This is a genomic window from Variovorax sp. J22R115 (assembly GCF_030317005.1).
Classification (GTDB): Bacteria; Pseudomonadota; Gammaproteobacteria; order Burkholderiales; family Burkholderiaceae_C; genus Variovorax.
In genome coordinates, this window is sequence record NZ_JASZYM010000008.1 from 191,864 (window position 1) to 213,618 (window position 21,755).

19 protein-coding genes are annotated in these 21,755 nt (G+C 62.3%); 17 read left to right on the top strand and 2 right to left on the bottom strand.

What is annotated here, in order from left to right:
• Nucleotides 1-214 precede the first annotated feature (214 nt).
• Nucleotides 215-811: a MarR family winged helix-turn-helix transcriptional regulator gene (locus QTI04_RS16005; protein WP_286616484.1), complete on the bottom strand. Its 597-nt coding sequence runs from the start codon at nucleotides 809-811 to the stop codon at nucleotides 215-217.
• Between the two features lie 208 nt (nucleotides 812-1,019).
• Here QTI04_RS16005 and QTI04_RS16010 point away from each other — a divergent pair, with 208 nt between their 5' ends.
• The 15 genes from QTI04_RS16010 to QTI04_RS16080 all read left to right on the top strand — a co-directional run bounded on the left by QTI04_RS16010 (nucleotide 1,020) and on the right by QTI04_RS16080 (nucleotide 15,657).
• Nucleotides 1,020-2,189 (top strand): ABC transporter substrate-binding protein, encoded by a 1,170-nt coding sequence (locus QTI04_RS16010; protein ID WP_286616485.1) that lies wholly within the window; start codon nucleotides 1,020-1,022, stop codon nucleotides 2,187-2,189.
• 28 nt (nucleotides 2,190-2,217) lie between these two features.
• Nucleotides 2,218-3,096, top strand: a complete 879-nt coding sequence (locus QTI04_RS16015) for a branched-chain amino acid ABC transporter permease (RefSeq protein ID WP_286616486.1) — start codon at nucleotides 2,218-2,220, stop codon at nucleotides 3,094-3,096.
• Nucleotides 3,093-4,076: a branched-chain amino acid ABC transporter permease gene (locus tag QTI04_RS16020; protein ID WP_286616487.1), complete on the top strand. Its 984-nt coding sequence runs from the start codon at nucleotides 3,093-3,095 to the stop codon at nucleotides 4,074-4,076. Before QTI04_RS16015 ends, QTI04_RS16020 begins: the two co-directional genes overlap by 4 nt.
• 29 nt (nucleotides 4,077-4,105) lie before the next feature.
• Nucleotides 4,106-4,891, top strand: a complete 786-nt coding sequence (locus tag QTI04_RS16025; RefSeq protein WP_286616488.1) for an ABC transporter ATP-binding protein — start codon at nucleotides 4,106-4,108, stop codon at nucleotides 4,889-4,891.
• Nucleotides 4,884-5,579, top strand: a complete 696-nt coding sequence (locus QTI04_RS16030; protein ID WP_286616490.1) for an ABC transporter ATP-binding protein — start codon at nucleotides 4,884-4,886, stop codon at nucleotides 5,577-5,579. Before QTI04_RS16025 ends, QTI04_RS16030 begins: the two co-directional genes overlap by 8 nt.
• A 16-nt stretch (nucleotides 5,580-5,595) precedes the next feature.
• The gene (locus tag QTI04_RS16035; protein ID WP_286616492.1) at nucleotides 5,596-6,351 is read left to right on the top strand and encodes an SDR family NAD(P)-dependent oxidoreductase; all 756 of its coding nucleotides are present in this window, start codon (nucleotides 5,596-5,598) and stop codon (nucleotides 6,349-6,351) included.
• Nucleotides 6,352-6,367: 16 nt separating this feature from the next.
• Nucleotides 6,368-7,684 carry a Rieske 2Fe-2S domain-containing protein gene (locus QTI04_RS16040; RefSeq protein WP_286616493.1) on the top strand — a complete coding sequence of 439 codons (1,317 nt, stop codon included), beginning with the start codon at nucleotides 6,368-6,370 and terminating at the stop codon, nucleotides 7,682-7,684.
• A gap of 1 nt (nucleotide 7,685) precedes the next feature.
• Nucleotides 7,686-8,138: a bacteriohemerythrin gene (locus QTI04_RS16045; protein ID WP_286616494.1), complete on the top strand. Its 453-nt coding sequence runs from the start codon at nucleotides 7,686-7,688 to the stop codon at nucleotides 8,136-8,138.
• 90 nt (nucleotides 8,139-8,228) lie between these two features.
• The gene (locus QTI04_RS16050) at nucleotides 8,229-9,182 is read left to right on the top strand and encodes a PDR/VanB family oxidoreductase (RefSeq protein ID WP_286616495.1); all 954 of its coding nucleotides are present in this window, start codon (nucleotides 8,229-8,231) and stop codon (nucleotides 9,180-9,182) included.
• Nucleotides 9,183-9,227: 45 nt separating this feature from the next.
• Nucleotides 9,228-10,532, top strand: a complete 1,305-nt coding sequence (locus QTI04_RS16055; RefSeq protein WP_286616496.1) for a Rieske 2Fe-2S domain-containing protein — start codon at nucleotides 9,228-9,230, stop codon at nucleotides 10,530-10,532.
• 11 nt (nucleotides 10,533-10,543) lie between these two features.
• Nucleotides 10,544-11,818: a Rieske 2Fe-2S domain-containing protein gene (locus QTI04_RS16060; protein ID WP_286616497.1), complete on the top strand. Its 1,275-nt coding sequence runs from the start codon at nucleotides 10,544-10,546 to the stop codon at nucleotides 11,816-11,818.
• Entirely contained in the window at nucleotides 11,818-12,639 is an 822-nt protein-coding gene (locus QTI04_RS16065; RefSeq protein ID WP_286616498.1) for an SDR family NAD(P)-dependent oxidoreductase, read from the top strand. The genes QTI04_RS16060 and QTI04_RS16065 overlap by 1 nt, the downstream gene beginning before the upstream one ends.
• 17 nt (nucleotides 12,640-12,656) lie before the next feature.
• The gene (locus tag QTI04_RS16070; protein ID WP_286616499.1) at nucleotides 12,657-13,604 is read left to right on the top strand and encodes an alpha/beta hydrolase; all 948 of its coding nucleotides are present in this window, start codon (nucleotides 12,657-12,659) and stop codon (nucleotides 13,602-13,604) included.
• Nucleotides 13,605-13,636: 32 nt separating this feature from the next.
• Entirely contained in the window at nucleotides 13,637-14,782 is a 1,146-nt protein-coding gene (locus QTI04_RS16075; protein WP_286616500.1) for an alpha-hydroxy acid oxidase, read from the top strand.
• Entirely contained in the window at nucleotides 14,779-15,657 is an 879-nt protein-coding gene (locus QTI04_RS16080) for a TIM barrel protein (RefSeq protein ID WP_286616501.1), read from the top strand. The genes QTI04_RS16075 and QTI04_RS16080 overlap by 4 nt, the downstream gene beginning before the upstream one ends.
• Here QTI04_RS16080 and QTI04_RS16085 read toward each other — a convergent pair whose 3' ends face one another.
• Nucleotides 15,658-16,152, bottom strand: coding sequence for an Lrp/AsnC family transcriptional regulator (locus QTI04_RS16085; protein ID WP_286616502.1), 495 nt, complete (start codon nucleotides 16,150-16,152; stop codon nucleotides 15,658-15,660).
• Between the two features lie 64 nt (nucleotides 16,153-16,216).
• Here QTI04_RS16085 and ilvB point away from each other — a divergent pair, with 64 nt between their 5' ends.
• Both ilvB and QTI04_RS16095 read left to right on the top strand, forming a co-directional pair.
• Nucleotides 16,217-18,022, top strand: coding sequence for a biosynthetic-type acetolactate synthase large subunit (ilvB, locus tag QTI04_RS16090; protein WP_286616503.1), 1,806 nt, complete (start codon nucleotides 16,217-16,219; stop codon nucleotides 18,020-18,022).
• A gap of 124 nt (nucleotides 18,023-18,146) precedes the next feature.
• Entirely contained in the window at nucleotides 18,147-21,749 is a 3,603-nt protein-coding gene (locus QTI04_RS16095) for an indolepyruvate ferredoxin oxidoreductase family protein (RefSeq protein WP_286616613.1), read from the top strand.
• Nucleotides 21,750-21,755 lie beyond the last annotated feature (6 nt).

Genomic DNA, 21,755 nt, shown 5'->3' on the forward strand with positions numbered 1-21,755 from the left:
GCAGCTGCGCATCGAGCTCAGAAGAAACTCTTCACACATCCAATCGAAGGCTTGCGAGCTGACCGAGAGCAGCGATGACCAGGGCACGATCTACGAGTCCTCGACTCAAACGCGACTCAAAAACCATGGGCGACCCAGCGAAGGTTGCACCGGATTGCGTTCGAAAGATTGAATGCATTGCGCTAGCTTAGTTGCCGCGCAGCCGTATACCGGCTCATTCAACATCGGTCGTGTCGTAGGAGAGTTCATTGACCTCCATCGCGGCAAGGGTGCGCAAGGCAAAGTTGCATCCAGTCCTGAATTCCTCCTTGCTGAACTGCGCCACGGCAGGTGCCAGGACAGACTCACGGGCGAGCATTTCGACCGCCTCTTCCACCACGCCCAAGCCCTTCTTCGTGAGATGTACCAAAAAGCCGCCTCCGTGCCCAGGGTCCGGCAGCCGCTCGACGTAGCCTGCAGTGGCTAGCCGGTCGACCTTCTTTGTCATCGCTCCCGATGTCACCAAGAGGGCGCGAAACAGGTCTGTCGGTCTCTTCACGTACGGGTGGCCACCCCTTCGCAGGGCCAACAGCACCCGCATGTCGGCCCCGGCTATCCCATACCGCTGAGCGCACATCCGGCCGAATGCGCGATCCACGAGGGTGCCGAGGCGCATGAAGTAGATGGCCAGCAAGAAATTATCGAGATCCAGGTCCGATCGCTCTCGTTGCCATTGCAAAGCAATCAAGTCGATCAGGCTGGTGGCAGGCACCGGCACCGAGTCGGGTTGGTCGCGCTTCTCGACGGGTCGCCTTTTCACGATGTTACGCATAGGGGTTCTTCCTTGGAAGTTATTCTAAGGCCAGCGGTTGCTCGCGAACAATCGCCCGCCTCGTCGCTGGAAGATCGACCCAGCAAAACTCGGTACTAACCCTAGCTAGACTCGCCGAGGTATTTCAAATATCTTCCATGGAAGACGTTTGGGGCTTCAATTCCCAAGCTTTTCTCGTCGGGCGCAGACGGATAACTAGGTGACAACGATGAACAAGTTTTTTTCCCGCATCCTCGCGGCGCTATGCGCCATCCTTCCTCTTGTCGCCGTCGCGCAAGAAACGGTGAAGATCGGCATCGTGGGGCCATTCACAGGAGCCTTCGCGGTCGCCGGGCAGTCCTTCAAGCAGGGCGTGGAAGCGTATGTCGCGCTCAATGGCGATCAAGCGGGTGGGCGCAAGGTGGAACTCGTGTACCGCGACAGCGCGGGCGCAGATCCGACGCTGGCAAAGCGGCTTGCCGAAGAGTTGGTGGTGAAGGACAAGGTCGCCATCCTCGGCGGCTTCTACCTCAGTCCCGAGGTCTCCGCGGCAGCGCCGGTCGCCAACGCCTCGAAAACGCCTTTGTTCATCGTGAATGCGGCCACGCCGTCTCTGATGAAGCTGTCGCCGCTCTTCCTGCGCATGGGCCAGGCGATCAACCAGCCTGCCGAGCTCGCGGCCACTTATGCGCGACAGCAAGGCAAGTCCAAGGGCTATGTTGCCGTCGCGGACTACGGACCGGGCCATCTTGTTGAACAGGCGTTCACGGCCAAATTCGAGGCTGAGGGCGGCAAGATGGTTGGCAACGTGCGCATTCCGTTGAACACGGCAGACTTCGCGCCGTTCGCTGAACGCATTGCCAATGCGAACCCCGACGTGTTGCAAATATTTCTGCCCCCGGGTGCCGCATCAGTTGGCTTCAGCAAGGCGCTGGCCGCGCGCGGACTGACCACGAAGGTAATGATCATCGGCCAAGGCGAGGCCGAAGACAGTGACCTGCCCTTGTTTGACGATTCCATCGTTGGCTTCAAGTCGATCATCTATATCGATGCGAACGCGACCAACCCCGAGAACGTCGCATTTTCGAACTGGCTCAAGAAGAACGTCGGCCCCACCGTACGCCCTAACTCGTTCCACATCGGAGCCTTCGATGGCATGCACCTGGCCTACAAGATGCTGAATGACCAGGCCGGCAAGCCGTTCAACGGTGAAGCTGCGGTCAAGGCGCTGGCAGGGTATTCGTTCAAGAGCCCACGCGGGCCGGTCACCATCGATCCGGCTTCGCGGGAGTTGGTGCAGAACTTCTACCTGCGCGAAGTGGTCAAGGGCGACGACGGCCAGAAGCGCAACCGTGTCGTGAAGACCTGGGAGCGTGTGCAGCCGGTGGCGTTGAAGTGACCCACGACCGCGTCTGACAGGTTCACTCATGTCTGCCTTGGCCTTCATTCTTCTTTACGGGATCTCGTTCGGCCTCGTGCTGTGCCTGATCGCGCTCGGGCTGGTCATCACCATGGGGCTGATGCGTGTGGTGAACCTGGCGCACGGGGCCTTCGCCGCGATAGGCGGCTACATGGTGATCAATCTGATGCAGCAGCACGGCTGGCCGTATGTCTTGGCCGTCCCGTCAGCGGTCGTCGCCGTGGCGGCGTTCGGAGTCCTCGCGGAACGACTGCTCTATGTGCACCTCTACAAGCGACCCCAGCTCGACCAGGTCCTGGTCACCATTGGATTCAACTTCATCGTCATCGCGCTTCTCACCTTGGTGTTCGGTCCCAATGTGATGAGCATGGAACTTCCGCCATCGCTGAAGGCCAGCGTGGACCTGGGGTTTCGCGACTTCGAGGTGTATCGCATCGTCGTCTCCATTGTCTGTGTCTGCGTGATCGGGGCGCTCTGGTGGATGTTTGACCGTACTGGTATTGGCGCCAAGCTCCGTGCGGCCGTTGACAACCCCACGATGACTCAAGCGATGGGTGTGAATGTGCCGCTGCTCTTCTCTGCGACATTCGCTCTGGGCTGCGGGCTGGCGGCGCTGGGCGGCGCGTTGGGCGCACCGATGCTGCCGATGGAACCCATGTGGCCACTCAAGTACCTGGTCTTGGTCCTGGTGGTCGTCGCGCTCGCCGGACATGGCCAGATCCGCGCGTCGGTGGCCGTCGCGGTGATCGTAGGAATTGTCGAGACTGCCGGCCGTTACCTCTTCCCCCAGTTCGGGGCCTTCTTCATCTACGCCCTGCTGATCGTGCTCATGATCTGGCGACAGGATGGCCTTTTCGTGCGTCGCAAGACCACGCGTGTCGCATGACCTCACTACCTCGAGATTCGATCCTGTCGCGGCATAGCCTGCGTGTTGGAGAAGTCGCGTGGCTGCTCCTGGCCCTGGCCATCTTCTTCGCCTTTCCAGAATATCTCTCGCTCGGGACCTCCGTGCTTGTGATGGTAATCCTGGTGCTCTCGTTTGACCTTCTGCTGGGCTTCTCCGGCGTGCTGACGTTCGGCCACGCTGTGTTTTTTGGGCTCGGGGCCTACATCGCTGGCTGGCTATCGCTGGCGGGCTGGACTGAGCCCATCAGTGCGGTGCTCGTGGCTGGCCTCGCATCGGCACTGCTCGCACTGGCGCTGGGCCCCTTTGTCCTGCGGCTGACCCATCTACCCCTGCTGATGGTCACGCTTGCTATCGGTGTGTTGGTGTTCGAGGCGGCTCACAAGGCTACCGGCATCACGGGAGGCGATGACGGCCTCTCTGGTATCCAGTTTGCGCCGATTCTCGGCGTGTTCGATTGGGGGCTCGGCGGCAAGACCAGCTACCTCTATACCCTGGGATGGTTAGTGGTTGTCTTTTGGCTGTTGAAGCGGGTGGTCTCTTCACCCTTTGGAGTAGCCCTGCAGGGCATCCGAGAGAACCCTGGCCGCATGCGGCTGATCGGCAACTCGGTGTTGCCGCACCTCACCCTGGCTTACGCAATCAGTGGCGCAGCGGCCGGCATCGCAGGGGCGCTCTTTACCCAAGCCAATGCGTTCGTTGGTCTTGGGGTGTTCGCACTCGACACCAGTGTCGACGTGCTTGTGATGCTGGTGCTGGGGGGTCTTGGAGGTCTGTATGGCGCGCTGATCGGAGCGCCAATCTACATGCTGCTCAAGCATTTCTCGTCGCAGTGGAATCCGTACTACTGGATGCTCGTGATTGGCGTCCTGCTGATCGCCGTAGTTATGTTCGGCCGAGGTGGCCTGATGGGTATCGCCCAGCACGCTTGGCGCAACCTTCGTCTGGGGGGGCGTTCTTGACTACCGTCGCATCTCTCGTAGAAGTTGGCATGATGCCCGCGCTCCAAGCCTTCGGGTTGAGCAAGAGCTTCGGCGCCCTCCAAGTGACAAAGGACGTCAGCCTGACCTTGGCCCGAGGTGCGCGCACCGCGCTGATCGGGCCGAACGGCGCGGGCAAAACCACGCTGGTCAATTTGTTGACGGGAGTCCTCAAGCCCGACTCCGGCCGGCTTCAGTTGTTCGGCGAGGACCTCACCAAAGCCTCTGCCCCTCAGCGTACGCGGCGCGGTCTTGTCCGTACCTTTCAAATATCGAGCCTGTATGCGGAACTGACTGTCTTCGAAAACGTGTTCATTGCTGTCAGCCAATGCGCGGGTCGAAGTTTCGACATGTGGAGGCCGGCCGGCAAGCAGAAAGACCTTCTGGAGCGCACAGAGGTTCTCCTTGATCAGTTGCGACTGGCCGACGATATGCACCGCAAGGTCTCCGAGATCGCCTATGGGCGCCAGCGCCTGGTGGAAATCGCCATCGCGCTAGCCATGGAACCCAAAGTACTTCTGCTTGACGAACCCGCGGCCGGAATTCCCAGCAACGAACTGGACCTGTTGATCAACGCAATTGAGCGCCTACCGGCGCACATTGCGGTACTCATGATCGAGCACGACATGGAGATGGTCCGTCGCTTCGCATCGGAAGTCTCAGTGTTGGTTCAGGGCGAGGTCTTGATCTCAGGGACGCCAAAGGAAGTCATGTCCCATACAGAAGTTCAGGCCGTCTACCTGGGCACGGCTGGAACCAAGCGCTTCGAAGGCACAAAGGTGGCCGTCCATGCTTGAGATTCGCAACCTGGGAGGCGGCTGGGGCCCGACTCAAGTGGTCGAGGAGTTCAGCTTGAACGTGGCCAGCGGGGAGACCGTGGCTGTCATTGGTCGAAATGGCGTCGGTAAGAGCACCCTGCTCGAATTGCTGATGGGGCGTGCCAAGCGGCGGGGTGGTCAAATTCTCCTTGAAGGAAATGACCTGTCTGCCGCGCCGATCCACGAGAGGGCGCGTCGCGGTTTCGGCTACGTGCCACAGGGCAGGGAAGTGTTTCCCAGTCTCACCGTCCAGGAGCACCTGGATGCCGCATCGCGCCAAGGCCCGTGGTCCATAGAGCGGGTACTCCAACTCTTTCCGCGTCTTGGCGAAAGGCTCGAAAGCTACGGGACGCAGCTCTCGGGTGGAGAGCAACAGATGCTGGCTGTCGCTCGAGCGCTGCTCGGCAATCCCCGCGTCCTGCTAATGGATGAACCTTTCGAGGGATTGGCGCCAATCGTGGTCGAGCATTTGGTGGACAGCATCCGAAAAATTGTTGCAAGTGGCTCGGTTGCCCTGTTGCTGGTCGAGCAGCGCGTCGACATCGCTCTGGATCTGTCACAGCGTTGCGTCGTCATGGACCGCGGTCGCTGTGTTTTCGAGGGCCTGTCGAAGGACGTGAACGAGGAAGGCCCGGCGCTCGCGGCGCTCATGGGCCTCAGTCACTGAGATGAGAAAGCAATAGATGAAGCTCGAAGGAAAAGCGGCCATTGTCACCGGCGCGGCCACGGGAATCGGCTTGGCCATTGCACAGCGCCTGGCACACGATGGCGCCGCTGTTGTCTTGGCAGACGTGGCAGACGCAGAACCCCGCGCTGCGGAACTGAGAGCCAGCGGCGCGCGAGCGGTGGCCCTCAGAACGGATGTGGCTGACGAGGCATCCGTCAGCGACATGGTTGAGCGCACGATGAAGGAGTTCGGTCGCATCGACATTCTCGTGAACAACGCAGCGATCGCTGCCACGATTCAGCTTCGGCCGTTCGAAGACATCACGGTAGCGGAATGGCGGCGCATGCAGGACGTAAATGCGATGGGGCCGTTCCTTTGCATTCGTGCAGTGTCGCCGCACATGCGGGCGCAAAAAACCGGCCGGATTGTCAACATCACATCTGGCACCGCCTTCAAGGGCGCGCCGTTCATGCTGGACTACGTGGCGAGCAAGGGGGCGTTGATGACGATGACACGGGCGCTGGCCAAGGAGCTGGGCCCTGCGTTCGTGACCGTCAACGCCGTTTCGCCAGGGTACACGTTGAGCGAGGGCAACCTGGCGAACGAAGCTTTTCGAGAGACCTATCGCGAAGCTGCAATCGCCACGCGAGCGCTGCCGCGCGATGGCTGGCCCGCCGACATCGTCGGTGCCGTTGCGTTTCTCGCGAGCGACGATGCCTCCTTCATTTCGGGCCAGATCCTCGCGGTGGACGGTGGCTCCGTCTACCACTGACTTACAGGGAGTTTCGATGCTCAATGACAAAGCCAACGAACGCATGTGCCGTGTCGGCGCCGACACGCCGATGGGCGCTGCGATGCGTCGCTACTGGCTGCCCGCGTTGAAGTCCTGCGAGCTGGCGACGCCTGCAGGTGACCCGAAGGGCGTCGAGATGCTGGGCGAGCGATTTGTCGCGTATCGTGACGGCACCGGGCGCGTGGGTTTTTACGACGAGGCTTGCCTTCACCGAGGTTCTTCGATGTTGTTGGCGCGCGCCGAGCCTGAAGGTCTGCGCTGCATCTACCACGGCTGGAAGTTCGCGGTCGATGGCACGGTCTTGGAGACCCCCAACGTCGCCGACCCGAAATTCCGCCAGCGGATTCGCGGCCGCACCCATCCTGTGGTCGAGGCGGGCGGCCTGATCTGGGTCTATCTGGGGCCTGTCGAGCACCAGCCGGACTTTCCCCGCTGGCCGTGGATGGACCTGCCACCTTCGCAGGTACTGGTGACCTACCACGTCGAGGAGTGCAACTACGTGCAGGTGATCGAGGGATTGGTCGATTCTTCCCACCTTGGCGTCCTGCACTTGAATGGGATGAAGCAGTCGGGAAGCAGCGACGTGGCCTTCGCGCAAAAAGTCAATTCGATGCAGAACAACCTTGCACCTCGCATCGAGGCAGAAGACACGGAGTTCGGCTTCTACTACGCGGCCCTTCGTGAGGTGGCCGAGGGTACGTCGACGCGCGTCGATGCCCGTGTGACGGCGTTCATCGCGCCATGCACGATCCTGAACCCTAACGGTGACATCATGACGGTCGTCGTTCCGATCGACGACGTCCGTTCGGCCTTTTTCCATGTGTTCTGGAGCGAGACCGAACCCTTGGGCGCCGAACCGCTTCGTTCCAAGCACCTGCATTTTGTCGGCCTGGAGGACGAGGTCCTCGACGCCTTTGGCATCACAAACGACACGCTGGGACGCAACGATCGGCCCAACCCGCGCAACAACTTCTTTCAGGACCGGGGCGCGATGCGTCGCGGCGAAAGCTGGAGCGGGCTGCCTGGCTTGATTGAAGAGGACGTGGCCGTCTCGGTATCGGCCGGGCCTATTCGCGGTCGCGGCCAGGAAATGCTGTCGAGTGCAGACGTGGCCGTCGGTCGTCTGTATCGCTCTCTGCTGAGCTGTGCTGATGCGATCGAAGCAGGGAAGGCCCCGCCAGGGCAGGGCGTGCGCATCGACTGGCGCGGCGTCGTCGGCACCCATGGAGCAGTGAACAGTGAACAGCCCTGGCGCACCCTGATGCCCTCACACAAAGTGAATGCCGCGAGCGCGGCATTGCAGGAGACCTGAGATGGGTGACATCAACTTCGAATGGCGCCCTGAGTTCGCCCTCGGTCACGCCGAGATGGATGACACGCACCACGAGTTCGTCGAGTGTGTCCAGGCGCTGCTGACCTGCGATGACTCCCAAGTCGGCGCAGCGCTGGCCCGTTTTGAAGATCATGCGCGCCGGCACTTCGCGGAAGAGGACCAGTGGATGCGCACGGGCGACTATCCGTCAGCCGGCTGCCATGTCGATGAGCACGCCGCGGTTCTGCGCTCCGTGGTGGAAGTGGGTGAACATGTACAGGCCGGGCGTCTTGACGTGGCGCGCGCATTGGCGAAGGAACTCGCCCGCTGGTTTCCAGAACATGCGCAGGTCATGGACCAAGGGCTTGCGCGTTGGTTGGCGCAGCGTCAACTCGGCGGAGCTCCGATGGTCATCGTCCGGCGGCGGCCAGCCGCCACCGCACTTTCCAACTGAGGCGCGACATGTTCAAAAGGCCAAAATCCGCCCTATACATCTTCCATGGAAGATTAAATGCTCAGTTGAGCGAAGCTGAGGAGTGCAAGCATGCGTGAAGTCAAAGTTGTCGAACGACGCACCCGAGCGGAGGGGGTGGAAAGCTACGAGCTCTCTCCTGTCGACGGGATGCCGCTGCCCGCGTTCGCCGCGGGCGCGCACATTGACGTCCATGTGCCTGGCGGTCCCGTGCGTCAGTATTCGCTCTTCAATCCATCCTCCGAGACCCATCGCTACTGCATCGGAATTCTTCGAGACCCAGCCTCTCGCGGAGGGTCGGATCGCATGCATGAGCTGGTGCGAGAAGGCGAGGTGCTGACGATCAGCGAACCGCGCAACCATTTCCCGCTGGAGAAGTCAGCCAAGCGTTCTCTGCTGTTCGCGGGAGGCATCGGGGTGACGCCGCTGCTTTGCATGGCGGAGCAATTGGCTCAGGACGGCGCGGCGTTCGAGCTCCACTACTGCGGCCGTTCGCTTTCCAGGATGGCGTTTGTCGAGTACTTCCACAGCGCGGACTTCGCGTCGAATGTGCGACTGCATGCCGACGACGGCCCAGAGGATCAGCGCTTCGACGCAGTGCGCTCGATCGGGGCACCGGAGCCCGACACGCATCTCTACGTCTGCGGCCCTTCGGGATTCATGGACCATGTACTTCGCACTGCACGTGAGCTTGGCTGGCCAGAGGAGCGACTTCATCGCGAGTACTTCGCGGGCGCCGTCATCGACCATTCGGCCGACGATGCCTTCGAACTGGTCCTGGGGCGAACCGGTCGGGTCATCCGAATCGAGGCAGAGCAAAGCGTCGCGAGCGCGCTCATCGACGCTGGCTTGCCGTTGGAAGTCTCATGCGAACAAGGCGTCTGCGGAACCTGTTTGACGAAGGTCTTGGCAGGAAAGCCAGACCATCGCGACATGTACCTCACCGATGCTGAGCGAGCGCGGAACGACTGCTTCATGCCTTGTTGCTCGCGGTCTCTCGAGCCGCGTCTGACCGTTGATCTCTAGAAAACTTCCGATGAAGTGTCCCACCACGATTGAGAGGATCTCCGAATGTTGAAAGCCCAAGACAACGAACTGATGTGCCGGGTTGGACCCGGAACCGGGATGGGCGATGTCATGCGTCGCACATGGCTACCTGCTCTGCAATCTTCCGAACTCCCGGAAGCGGGCGGTGATCCGAAGGGGGTGGAGTTGCTGGGGCAGCGCTTTGTCGCATGGCGTGACGGTGCGGGCCGTCCAGGCTTTTTCGACGAGGCCTGCCTGCACAGGGGCTCGTCGATGCTCCTCGCTCGTGCTGAGCCCGAGGGCTTGCGCTGCATCTATCACGGCTGGAAGTTCGCCGTTGACGGGGCAGTTCTGGACACGCCCAATGTGGCAGATCCGAAGTTCAAGGAGCGGATTCGCGGCAGGACGTACCCCGTTCGCGAAGCGGGGGGACTGATCTGGGTTTACCTCGGCCCCAAGGAGCACGAACCCGAGTTTCCGCGCTGGCCCTGGATGGATGTGGACGCCGCGCACCGTATCAATGCCGTAGCGGTGGAGAACTGCAACTTCGTTCAAGTCATCGAGGGTCTGGTGGATTCTTCCCATCTCACCTTGCTCCATGCCTCGGGCCTGGCCAAGACCAACGGTTCCGACATGGACTTTGCGAAGAAAACATCGCACATGCAGTTCGATGCGTCGCCGCAGATCGAGGCGGAGGAGACCGAATTCGGTTTCCACTACGTGGCGATTCGTCCGGCCGGGGATAAACGCATGGCGCGGATCGCTTCGTTCATCGCTCCGTGCTTCGTGGCAAATCCGAACGGCGACCTCTTCTTTGCGGTGGTGCCAGTCAATGACGAGCGCTGCAACTTCTATCACGTCTGGTGGAACACCGAAAAGCGAATCGGCGAAGAGCCGTTGCGTTCGCAGCAGTTGGCATTTGTCGGACTCGACGACGCGACGCTATCCGCGTATGGCATGACGGCGGACACGTGCGATGGTCCCAACAAGCAGAGCTGGGCCAATGGCTACGGACAAGACCGGGCCCTACAGCGCGCGGGGCATTTCACAGGGCTCGCCAGCTTTTCTCAGGAAGACGCCGCCTGCAGCATCTCCAGCGGTGCGCTGCGCGACCGGTCCCGCGAGATGCTCTCGACTGCGGACATCGCCATCACCCGGCTCTACCGTTCGCTATTGAACTGCGTCCGGGTCTTGCGCGAAACAAATGAGTTGCCGGTGGTGCGGGTCGACACCGCTCAAATCATCGGGATCTCGGCCGAGATTGAGACTGAACAACCCTGGCAAAGCCTGGTGCCGAATCACCGGCCGCCGGCCGTCCCTCAATCCGAGCCAGCGCGTACTGCGAACTGAAAGGAATCCCAATGCTCAAGACTGAAGATAACGCCCTGCTGTGTCACGTCGGACCGGAGACGCCCATGGGGGCGGTCATGCGCCGATACTGGCACCCGGTATGCACCTCCGCACAATTGCCAACCCCTGACAGCGATCCGCTGCGCGTTCGGCTGCTTGGCGAGGATTTCGTGGTCTTTCGGGACACAGAAGGCCGAGTCGGCATGTTCGATGAGTTGTGCATGCACCGGGGCGCCTCACTTGCGCTGGGGCGTGTGGAGGAAGGCGGTATCCGGTGCCTCTACCATGGCTGGAAGTTCGACGTGACAGGGGCCCTCCTGGAAACGCCCAACCACGATGATGCGAAGTACCGGGCGCGGATGAAGGCACCGGCCTATCCGGTGCGAGAGGAAGCTGGCCTGGTGTGGGCCTACGTTGGCCCGCGCGACCGCGAGCCAGCGTTTTCTCGCTACGCCTTTATGGACACCAAGTCCGAGAATCGCGCCGTCATCCGCATCAACATCAACTGCAACTACCTGCAGCTGGTGGAGGGCGGTGAGGACACGTCGCACGTGGGGGTCCTGCACACCAACATGGCCCGGCCGGGCTGGAAGGATAAGGAGTTCCAGCCCAACAAGGATGTCGTCAATCCGGCAGCTCTCGCGACCAACGACCTTCACCCGGAGCTCGAACTTGAAGACACCGAATTCGGCTTTCACTATGTGGCTCTTCGCAAGACCGACGAGCCCGACGTGCGCAATGCCCGGGTGGTCCCCTTCGTTGTGCCCTACGGACGGGTGATTCCATCTCCCGCGTTCTCCTTCTTCGTGTTCGAAGTTCCGGACGATGACACGCACACGAGCACCTACATCGTCATTTATGGCGACGCTCCCGTGGAGGCTGACCGCGTGATCGAACTGCTTGGCCTGGACGACAAGCGCTACTACAACCGCGAGACTTGCCTGTTCACGGCGACGTGGGCGGATTCCTTCGGCCAAAGCCGCAAGCTGATGAAGGATTCGAGCTGGACAGGTCTGGTCGGTGTCGAGGTGGAGGATGCCGCCATTGCACTCTCGCAAGGCGCACTCTATGACCGCTCGAAGGAGCATCTCGTGCCATCAGACCGGGCGGTCATGCGAGTGAGGCGGATATTGCTCGATGCGGTGAAGGGTTTAAGCAATGGCGTCGAGCCCCCCGGCGTTGGCATGGATCTCACTGGCGTCGGCGCGTGCGACGCCAGCCTGCGAGCGGGGCAGCCGTGGCGCGAACTGATGCCGGGTCATCGTCCGCTGAAGGCCGCTGCGTAATGAGCCCGCAAAGTGCCCCCGACGCGTCGGTGCCCGACTACCTGTCGCAACTGAGATTGGACGGGCGCGGGTTCATTGTGCTTGGTGCCGGGCAGGGAATCGGCGAGCAAACAGCGCACGCATTGGCCCAAGCGGGCGCACGCGTCCTGTGTGTCGATCGCGACGAGGGCTTGGCTGATCGCATCGCCAAAGCAACTGGCGGCATCCCGTTCTCCGCCGACGTGACGGCTCGGGCAGACATGGAGCGGCTCTTCGCTCATGCGCGTCGAGACCTCGGCAGGGTACACGGCGTGGTCGACATCATCGGTGTCGCTGGCATCAAGCCGCTGTCCGAGACCGACGATGTGGCCTGGGATCGCCAATTCGACATCGTGCTGCGCCACGCCTACATGGCGATCCAGATTGGCGGGGAGGCGATGGCAGCCGACGGGGGTGGTTGCCTGACCTTTGTTGGATCGATGTCTGGCAACCTCGCGGTCCCCAATCAGACGGCATATGGAGTGTCGAAGGCGGCTCTCCACCATCTGGTGCGCTGCGCAGGGGCCGAGTACGGCCCGCGCGGCGTGCGCGTGAATGCGGTGGCGCCCGGCTACGTACGGACACCGCGCCTCAACGTGCGGCTTGACGATGCGGCGTGGCAATCCATCGGCAAGACCGTACCTCTGGGAAGGGCTGCCACCCCCGCAGAGATCGCAGGTCCGTTGTTGTTCCTGTCATCCGACCTCGGTGCGCATGTCACGGGCGCCGTGCTCGCCGTCGATGGCGGGGTCAGCGTGACCACCGCTCTTCCCAATATCACCTTTGGTCCTCCCCCGGGCTGAATACTGCTGCAGACACCATGTCCAACGTCCCCACCGATATTCACCCCCACCTGCGTGCCCTCGCAGAGGCCGCGGCCGGGAAGCCCAGTCTCGCCGATACCACGCCCGAACAGGCACGCGCGGGCATGGCGGCTCGTACCGCCTCGCGGCCTCGCGGTCCCGAGATTGAGCGTGTCTTCGACCTGCGCATTTCCCATGCCGACGGCGAACTGCCGGTGCGCGTCTATCGCCCTGCAAACCCGCACGGCGTCGCCCTCGCGTTTCATGGGGGCGGTTGGCTGATGGGAAACCTGGACAGCTTCGACGCCACTTGCCGGTATCTCGCCGCGGAATCCGGACTCGCGATCGTCAATGTTGACTACCGGCTCGCGCCGGAGCATCTGTTCCCCGCTGCCGCAGACGATGCCTGGACCGCTGCGACCTGGGTTGCCGCCCATGGTCAGGAGCATGACCTGCCAGCCGAACGGCTCGCCGTGCTGGGCGAGTCGGCTGGCGGCAATCTGGCTGCCGGGCTGTGCCTGCGGGCGCGGGATGAGGGCGGTCCACGCATCCTTGCGCAAGTGTTGATCTACCCCGCAACGGATGCCCGCCAGCAATCGGCATCGATGAAGCAGTACGCCAATGGCTACGGACAACGATCCGCCGACGTTACCCATGCGTTCAACAACTACGGCCTTGGCCGGACGGCAAAGGTGGACGACTGGCGTCTGTCGCCGCTGCTCGCTGCCTCGCATGCGGATCTGCCGCCGGCATTGGTGATCACGGCGGAATGTGACGTGGTGCGCGACGACGGTGAGGCCTACGCGGCACGTCTGGCGGAGGCAGGCGTAAGTGCCACCTGTGTGCGCTATGCCGGCATGCTGCACACCTTTTTCGGCATGCGAGGTCAACTTGACGCGGCCGCAACTGCGCAGCGCCAGGCTGCAGATGCACTTCGGACGGCGGCGCAGAGCGCAATGCGATAGCCGTGTCCCGCGGACTGCAAGAAGCCCACAGCGTGCAGGACCTGCGCGAAATGGCGCGAAAGCGTCTTCCGCGCGCCGTCTTTGATTTCTTCGATGGGGGTTCCGAAGACGAATGCACCCTGCGCGACAATCGTCACGCTTTCGAGCGGATGCGCTTGGCGCCGCGAGTGCTGGTGGACGTATCGAACGTGGACCTTACTACCACGATCGTCGGCGCACCTGCGGCTGCCCCGATGCTGATCGCGCCGACGGGTGCCATCGGTTCCGGCTGGCCGCAAGCCGATCTCGCCATCGCACGCGCGGCGGCCAAGGCAGGGCTTCCGTACACTTTGTCCACGACGGCCACGTCCTCGATCGAGGCCATTGCCGAAGGTGCCGGCGGCCGACTATGGTTCCAGCTCTATGTGCTTCGCGATCGCGACTTCACGAACCGCCTGATGGCGCGTGCGCGCGATGCCGGATACGAAGCACTGGTTGTCACCCTCGACCTCGCGACGGGCGGCAAGCGTGAGCGCGATCTCAGCAACGGGTTTACCGTGCCTTTGCGCCCCAACTGGCGGCTCGCCGCGGATTTCCTCGGCCATCCGGCGTGGCTTTGGCACATGCTGCGCGCGGGTGCGCCGCGTTTCGAGAACCTCGACGGCCTGGAAGGCATGGCTGCGCCCGATGCTTCCATTGCCGCCAAGGTGGGGCAAAACCTCGATGCGGGTTTCGACTGGCAGGCGCTGCGACGGCTGCGCGAAGCATGGCCGCGCAAGTTGATCGTCAAGGGGGTGCTTCGTGGCGATGATGCACAGCAGTTGGCCGAACTGGGCGTCGATGCCATCTGGGTGTCCAACCACGGGGGCCGGCAACTCGATGGTTCCGTCGCAGCAGTCGACGCGCTGACCGATGTGGTGAGAGCAGTGGGATCGCGCATTCCGGTGATCCTCGACTCGGGCGTTCGTCGGGGCAGTGATGTGCTCAAGGCAGTGGCCTCTGGTGCCCAAGCTGTGGCTATGGGCCGCGCCACACTCTATGGCGCGTCCGCGGCGGGAGAGGCAGGCGCCGCCCGTGCTTTGGACATCCTGCAGGAAGAGTTGCGTCGGGCCATGCAGTTGTGCGGCGTGCCTCGGATTGCCGAGCTCGGCCCGGACATCCTGCGTCTTCCTACCTCCGCGGAAAGGGGCGTCCGGTGACCTGGAACCTACGTTATGCGCCACATCTCGGCTACCGGCCGCCATTCGACCCGTTGTTCTGTGCCACCGTGGGCTCCGACGATCCCGTCGCCCACATTGAGTTCGCGCGAGACCAAGGGTTTGCAGGCGTCCTGTACGCCGCCGCGCGCGCCCGAACGGTCGACGAGCAGCACCGTGTCGGCGAGGCGCTTGCGCGCAACGGCCTTGAGGCGGGTTGTTTGCTCTACACCACCTTCGACAAGCTGCGGACCACGATGTGGGCCGTTGATACGCGAAATGCCCGTGACGCAATTGCTGCCGAATTGAGATTGGCCATTGATGCTGCGAGACGTATTGGCGCTAAGCGGCTGGCGGTGCTCGGCGGTTCGGATCCTGAACGGCCCATGGCGAAACAACATGCGGCTTTTACCCGGAATCTTCGATTTGCTGCGGAAATCGCCGCCTCTGCGGGCGTGACTCTGTGCTTGGAGACTCTCAGCAACAAGAGCGTGCCTGACATGCTGCTGCAGCACATCGCCGACGCCTACGCCATCGTGCGCGCCGTCGATCATCCTGCGGTGCGACTGATCTTCGACACCTCTCACGTGCAGATCATGGACGGCGACCTGCTCGCCAACCTCGAGGCCACCTGGGATGCGATCGACATTGTGCAGTTCGCCGACAACCCGGGGCGGACGGAGCCCGGCAGCGGAGAAATCAACTTCGAGAGCGTGCTGCGCTTGCTGCATCGCCTTCAGTACCGTGGCCTCGTCGAGTTGGAGCACGGCTGGCTGCGGCCGGGCACCGTGTCAGAGCGTAACGGACTGACGCTCCTGCGAGAGCTTGACGCCGCTGCGACGCGTCCGTTTGGCGCGACCGCCGGTGATGAATCGTGATCAGCCAAGCGGCACGCTGGCTTCTTTCAGCACGCGCAACACGAAGCTCGACTTGCTGTGGCGAATGCCGGGGATCTTGTAGAGCTTCTCGCGCAAGAGACGCTCGTAGTCGCGCGTGTCGCGCACCGCGATACGGATGTAGTAGTCGTAGTCACCTGAGACCAGGTACGCCTCCTGAATTTCGGGGATGGTCGCCAGCACGCGGCCGAACTCATAGAGGGTTTCATCGGTATGGCTCTCGAGTGTGAGTTGAACGATGACGAAGTCGTGGTAACCGAGTTTCGCCGGGTCGAGGTCGACCGTGTAGCGCTTGATCACGCCTTGCGCTTCCAGCTTCTTGATGCGGCTCCAAGTACTCGTGGGCGACAGGCCGACAGCGGCACCGACGTCCTGAAGCGTCTTGCGCGAATCCTCGCGGAGCTCACTCAGGATGGCTATGTCGATCTTGTCCGGAGATTCTTCGGAAGAACTGGCCATTGGGCGATTGGTTTTCATAGATAGCCTCCAACTAGCCGGAAATATGACACATATTCTGCGCCTCAGACCGAAAAATAGAGCGATGGAATCTCATTCACCTGCCGCTTTGGCAACTGCACCCTCCACGCCGTTGTCGGCAGGTCCGGTCCGTAACGGCGCCCAGGCACTTCTCGAGACATTGGTTGAATGCGGCGTCGACACGCTCTTCGGCTACCCGGGCGGCGCCGCGTTGCCGTTGTATGACGCCCTGCACGGCGAGCCGCGGCTGCGCCACATCCTTGTTCGACACGAGCAGGCGGCCGTGCACGCTGCCGAGGGCTACGCGCGGACGACCGGTCGCGTCGGTGTGGTGCTCGTGACTTCGGGCCCGGGGGTCGGCAACACGATCACCGGCCTGCTCGATGCCATGAGCGACTCGGTCCCCGTGCTGTGCATCAGCGGGCAGGTCGCCACAGCGGTGATCGGCACCAACGCATTTCAGGAAAGCGACGCGCTCGGCATGTCTCGCCCCGTGACCAAATGGAATCACCAGCTGCGCATAGCGGATGACATCCCCGGGGTGGTCCGCCGCGCCTTACAGATCGCCGGCGCCGGTCGGCCAGGTCCGGTTTTGCTCGATGTGCCGAAGGATGTGCAGCTCACGCCGCTGGGGCTAGGGCGCCAAAGCCCGGTCGCCAATCGCACGCGGACGTTGGAAGGCACGCTGTCGCTGCCGCCGCGCGGCAGCTTGCAACGCGCGGCGGACCTGCTGTCCACGGCGCGCCGCCCTGTGGTGTACGGCGGCGGAGGTCTGATCAGCGCTGGCCCAGAGGCCTGCTCGGCTCTCACTCAGCTTGTACGGCGCCTTGGTGCACCGTGCACGCTCACGTTGATGGGGCTCGGGGCATTTCCGGCGAGTGATCCGCAATTCCTCGGCATGCTCGGCATGCACGGCACGCTCGAGGCCAACCTGGCCATGCACGAGGCCGACTTGGTGATCTGCATCGGCGCGCGCTTCGATGATCGTGTGACTGGCAAGCTGGAAGAGTTCTGTCCGCACGCCCGCAAGATTCATATCGACATCGATCCTGCCAACATCAACAAAGTGGTGTCGGTGGATGTGCCCATGGTCGGCGACTGCCGTGCTGTGGTCGAGGCCTTGCTGGCATCGAGCGCACTGGACAACCTCACGCCTGAGCGACTGGCGCCCTGGTGGCAGCGGATCTCACGCTGGCGTTCGCGTAAATGCCTTGAATTCACGCCGCGTACCGACGTCATCCTGCCGCAGCAGCTGATGGCTTCGCTACAAAGTCAGCTGGTCGGACGCGATGCGATTGTTTCCACCGACGTAGGCCAGCACCAGATGTGGGCCGCCCAGTATCTGTGTTTTGAACGTCCGCGGCGCTGGCTCACCTCTGGTGGTGCAGGCACGATGGGCTATGGATTGCCCGCGGCGATCGGCGCCCAGGTCGCGCATCCGGAAGCACTGGTCGTTTGCGTCAGTGGCGATGCCTCAGTGCTGATGAACATCCAGGAACTGTCCACCGCGGTGCAGCACCGGACGCCCGTGAAGCTTGTGCTTTCGAACAATGGCTACATGGGAATGGTGCGTCAGTGGCAAGAACTCAATCACGGGAATCGACTGAGTCATAGCTGGAACGAGGCGCTGCCGGATTTCGTGGCACTCGCAAAAGCATTTGGCTGGGGCGCACGGCGCGTGTCCGAGCCCGCAGAACTGGAAGCCGCACTGGCCGAGTGCCTCGCATACGACGGGCCTTTCTTTCTCGACGTGCAGGTGGCCGCGCAGGAAAACTGCTTTCCGATGATGCCCTCTGGACAGGGACACCACCGCGTAATGCTGGGGAAGGACCGCTGGTATCGGGAGGAGGACGAGATTCCCGCCCACTGACTGATTCGAAGAACTTCCCGATAGTGCCCCGGGGGCTATACCCGCCGCCGGTTGCTCGACGCGCAGTGCCGTTTACCGATGGCCAAGCGTGCTTTTTGTGATTCCTACCGGATTCAAGACCATGATGAAGAGCCCCGAACTAGCCAGCGTCTCGCTGGACGACAAGTACACATCGACGAGCGGCCGCGTCTATCTGAGCGGCATCCAGGCGCTTGTTCGCCTCATGCTCGTGCAGCGTTGGCGCGACCAGGCGGCCGGCCTGAACACGGCCGGCTTCGTGTCGGGCTACCGCGGATCCCCGCTCGGCGGAATCGACGAAGCGTTCTGGCACGCTCAAAAGCATCTCGATGCCAATGGCGTCAAGTTCCTTCCTGGGGTCAACGAAGAACTGGCGGCGACGGCAGTCTGGGGGACGCAGCAGGTGCACCTCACGGGCGAGAGCGCGGTCGACGGCGTGTATGCGATGTGGTACGGCAAGGGGCCGGGCGTCGACCGCTGCGGCGACGTGTTCAAGCACATGAGCCACGGAGGCACCTCCCCCCATGGCGGCGTCTTGCTTGTTGCCGGGGATGATCATGGCGCGTACTCATCGACATTGCCCAACCAAAGCGACCACATCTTCTCGGCGGCGATGATTCCGATGCTGTATCCGCAGAGCGTAGAGGAGTACATCGAGCTTGGCCTGCATGGTTTCGCGATGTCGCGCTTCGCAGGTTTGCCCGTCGGCTTCAAAGCGTTGGCCGACACAGTCGAATCTTCGGGTCCGATCGGCGCCGACGCGATGGGCGTGCAAACCGTGCTGCCTCGCGATTTCGTGTTTCCCCCGGGCGGCGTACATGCGCGGCTGTCGACCGACACACTCGGCTTGCAGGCGCGCAAACAAGAGTCGTTGATGCAGGATTACAAGATCTACGCAGCCATCGCCTACGCGCGAGAGAACAAGCTCAATCACGTCACCCTGGACTCCCCCCATGCCAAGCTTGGCATCGTCGCATCAGGCAAGTCATACCGTGATGTTCTTGAGGCATTGGAGGAGCTCGGAATCGACGCCGAGATGGCAGCGCGGGTGGGCGTGCGCGTGTTCAAAGTGGCGATGCCGTGGCCTCTTGAGCCCGATTCGATCCGCGAGTTCGCCGACGGTCTCGAAGAGATCTTGGTGGTCGAAGAGAAGCGGCAGGTCGTCGAGTATCAGCTCAAGGAACACCTGTACAACTGGCGTGAGGACGTCCGCCCGCGGGTCATCGGCAAATTCGATGAAGCGGGCGAGTGGGCCCATCCGCGCGGGCGCTGGCTCTTGCCCGCGACTGCGGACTTTTCAGTCGCGCAGATCGCGCGCGTGATCGCCGGGCGTATTGCGCGCTTCCACACCAGCGACATGATCCGTACGCGGTTGGCGATCCTCGATGCGAAAGACGTCGTGCTTGGAAAAGCAGTGGCCACGCCCCCACGGCCGGCATGGTACTGCTCGGGCTGCCCACACAACACCTCGACCAAGGTCCCCGAGGGTAGCCTGGCGCTCGCGGGCATCGGTTGCCATGTAATGGCAACGGCGATCTATCCGGAACACAACAAGACAACGACGCATATGGGAGGCGAAGGTGCGCCTTGGCTTGGGCAAGCCTGGTTCTCAAAACGAAAGCACGTCTTCGCAAACCTTGGCGACGGCACCTACTACCATTCGGGCTCGATGGCAATCCGGGCGGCAGTCGCCGCGAAGGTGAACATCACCTACAAGATTTTGTACAACGACGCTGTGGCCATGACGGGCGGTCAGCCGGTCGATGGCCCCATCAGCGTGCCGCGAATCGCACAACAGGTCGCGGCAGAGGGCGTCACGAGGATCGCGCTCGTCGCCGAAGACCCGACCCGCTGGCACGATCGTTTGGCGCTGCCAAAGGATGGCGACGGCCTGACTTTTACCGTGCATCATCGTGACGAGTTGGAGAAGGTCCAGCGCGAGCTACGCGACTTCGAAGGCGTCTCGGTTCTGATCTACGACCAAGTGTGCGCGGCCGAAAAGCGCCGTCGCCGCAAGAAGGGCGAGTTTCCAAAGATCGCGCAGCGCGTGTTCATCAACGATGACGTGTGCGAGGGCTGCGGCGATTGCGGAGAACAGTCGAATTGCACGTCACTGCAGCCTCACCCGACGGACTACGGCCTGAAAAGGCGTGTGGATCAGAGTTCCTGCAACGCCGACTATTCCTGCATCAAAGGCTTCTGCCCGAGCTTCGTGAGCGTGGAAGGCGTCGTGCCGCGCAAGAACAGACCCGTCGAGACCAAGGCCGACGTGGCATTCACATTGCCCGAGCCACCGTTGCCATCGCTCGTTCTAATCCACAACATCCTTATCACCGGTATCGGGGGCACCGGGGTCATCACGGTCGGTGCACTGATCGGCATGGCCGCGCATCTGGAGGGGAAGGGGGTCAGTGTGCTCGACATGACCGGAATGTCGCAAAAGAACGGCTCCGTGACCTCGCACGTTCGCATCGCTTCGGACAACGCTCATTTGAAGGCGCAGCGCATCCCGACGGGCGAGGCGGACCTAATCCTGGGGTGCGACATGCTGACCGCGGGTGCACCGGATGCCATCGCCAGGATGCGGCCGGGCCGCACCTATGCCTTGGTGAACACGTTCGAGGAGCCGACCGGTCACTTTGCTCAGGACGCGGACTGGGAGTTCCCCGCGACGCAGGTGCGCGAACTCATTGAGGATTCCGTCGGTGGCCATACGGATTTTGTCGACGCGACGCAGCTGGCGACCCGCTTGATGGGCGATGCGATCGCCGCCAATCTGTTCCTGCTCGGATTCGCATTTCAAAAAGGCGCTGTACCCGTGTCTTCGCAAGCGTTGCTGAAGGCCATCGAGATCAATGGCGTAGCGATCAAAGCCAACCAATCAGCTTTTCAGTGGGGACGCAGGGCGGCGCTGGACCTTTCTTCCGTAGCGCGCGAGGCCTCGCCGTCGCAGACAGTGGTCATCGTGCAGAAGCCAAAGACAGGAGCCTCGTTGATCGCCGACCGCACTGCCGTTCTGAAGGAGTACCAGGATGCCGGCTATGCGAAGAGCTACGCTGACTTCGTCGGACGGGTCCAGCAGGTCGAATCCGACGGGGGCGGAAATGGGGACCTGACTCGAGCAGTGGCTTCGAACCTTTTCAAGCTGATGGCCTACAAGGACGAATACGAAGTTGCGCGCCTCTACACGGACGGCAAGTTTCGCGCAAAGCTCGCCCGAGAGTTCGAAGGCAAGCCGAAGCTCACTTTCCATTTGGCGCCGCCAATTTTCGGCAAGCGTGACGCACAAGGTCAACCTGTGAAGCAGGCTTTCGGGCCTTGGATGATGCCGGTCTTCCGTACGCTAGCGGGGCTGCGCAGGCTGCGCGGGACACCGATGGACTTCTTCGGACGGACTTCGGAACGACGCGAGGAGCGGCGCCTTGTGGAGGACTACCGAACGGCCGTCGAAGAGATTCTGTCCCGGTGGGACGAGGTCAACCTAGATCATGCGCTCGCCATCGCGAGGTTACCTGAACAGATCAGGGGCTTTGGGCACGTCAAACAGGCCAGCATCGCGACTGCGCGCGTGCGCTGGACGGTGCTCAATGAGAGGTTGTTCCAGGTGACATCCGCTCACGACGTAGCCAAGTCGGCAGTCCAGCCGGTGACGTCGCACGGCACGAAGGAAGCCCCTGCCACGCCCATGTCCGCTCGCACCGTGGCTTAACAGGAC

Bases quoted from the DNA above. Each gene is read 5' to 3' on its own strand.
- QTI04_RS16085 (WP_286616502.1), bottom strand. From the start codon at position 16,152: ATGAAAACCAATCGCCCAATGGCCAGTTCTTCCGAAGAATCTCCGGAC.
- QTI04_RS16060 (WP_286616497.1), top strand. From the start codon at position 10,544: ATGCTCAAGACTGAAGATAACGCCCTGCTGTGTCACGTCGGACCGGAG.
- QTI04_RS16035 (WP_286616492.1), top strand. From the start codon at position 5,596: ATGAAGCTCGAAGGAAAAGCGGCCATTGTCACCGGCGCGGCCACGGGA.
- QTI04_RS16005 (WP_286616484.1), bottom strand. From the start codon at position 811: ATGCGTAACATCGTGAAAAGGCGACCCGTCGAGAAGCGCGACCAACCC.
- QTI04_RS16050 (WP_286616495.1), top strand. From the start codon at position 8,229: ATGCGTGAAGTCAAAGTTGTCGAACGACGCACCCGAGCGGAGGGGGTG.
- ilvB (WP_286616503.1), top strand. From the start codon at position 16,217: ATGGAATCTCATTCACCTGCCGCTTTGGCAACTGCACCCTCCACGCCG.
- QTI04_RS16065 (WP_286616498.1), top strand. From the start codon at position 11,818: ATGAGCCCGCAAAGTGCCCCCGACGCGTCGGTGCCCGACTACCTGTCG.
- QTI04_RS16020 (WP_286616487.1), top strand. From the start codon at position 3,093: ATGACCTCACTACCTCGAGATTCGATCCTGTCGCGGCATAGCCTGCGT.
- QTI04_RS16025 (WP_286616488.1), top strand. From the start codon at position 4,106: ATGATGCCCGCGCTCCAAGCCTTCGGGTTGAGCAAGAGCTTCGGCGCC.
- QTI04_RS16040 (WP_286616493.1), top strand. From the start codon at position 6,368: ATGCTCAATGACAAAGCCAACGAACGCATGTGCCGTGTCGGCGCCGAC.
- QTI04_RS16095 (WP_286616613.1), top strand. From the start codon at position 18,147: ATGAAGAGCCCCGAACTAGCCAGCGTCTCGCTGGACGACAAGTACACA.
- QTI04_RS16070 (WP_286616499.1), top strand. From the start codon at position 12,657: ATGTCCAACGTCCCCACCGATATTCACCCCCACCTGCGTGCCCTCGCA.
- QTI04_RS16030 (WP_286616490.1), top strand. From the start codon at position 4,884: ATGCTTGAGATTCGCAACCTGGGAGGCGGCTGGGGCCCGACTCAAGTG.
- QTI04_RS16045 (WP_286616494.1), top strand. From the start codon at position 7,686: ATGGGTGACATCAACTTCGAATGGCGCCCTGAGTTCGCCCTCGGTCAC.
- QTI04_RS16010 (WP_286616485.1), top strand. From the start codon at position 1,020: ATGAACAAGTTTTTTTCCCGCATCCTCGCGGCGCTATGCGCCATCCTT.
- QTI04_RS16055 (WP_286616496.1), top strand. From the start codon at position 9,228: ATGTTGAAAGCCCAAGACAACGAACTGATGTGCCGGGTTGGACCCGGA.
- QTI04_RS16015 (WP_286616486.1), top strand. From the start codon at position 2,218: ATGTCTGCCTTGGCCTTCATTCTTCTTTACGGGATCTCGTTCGGCCTC.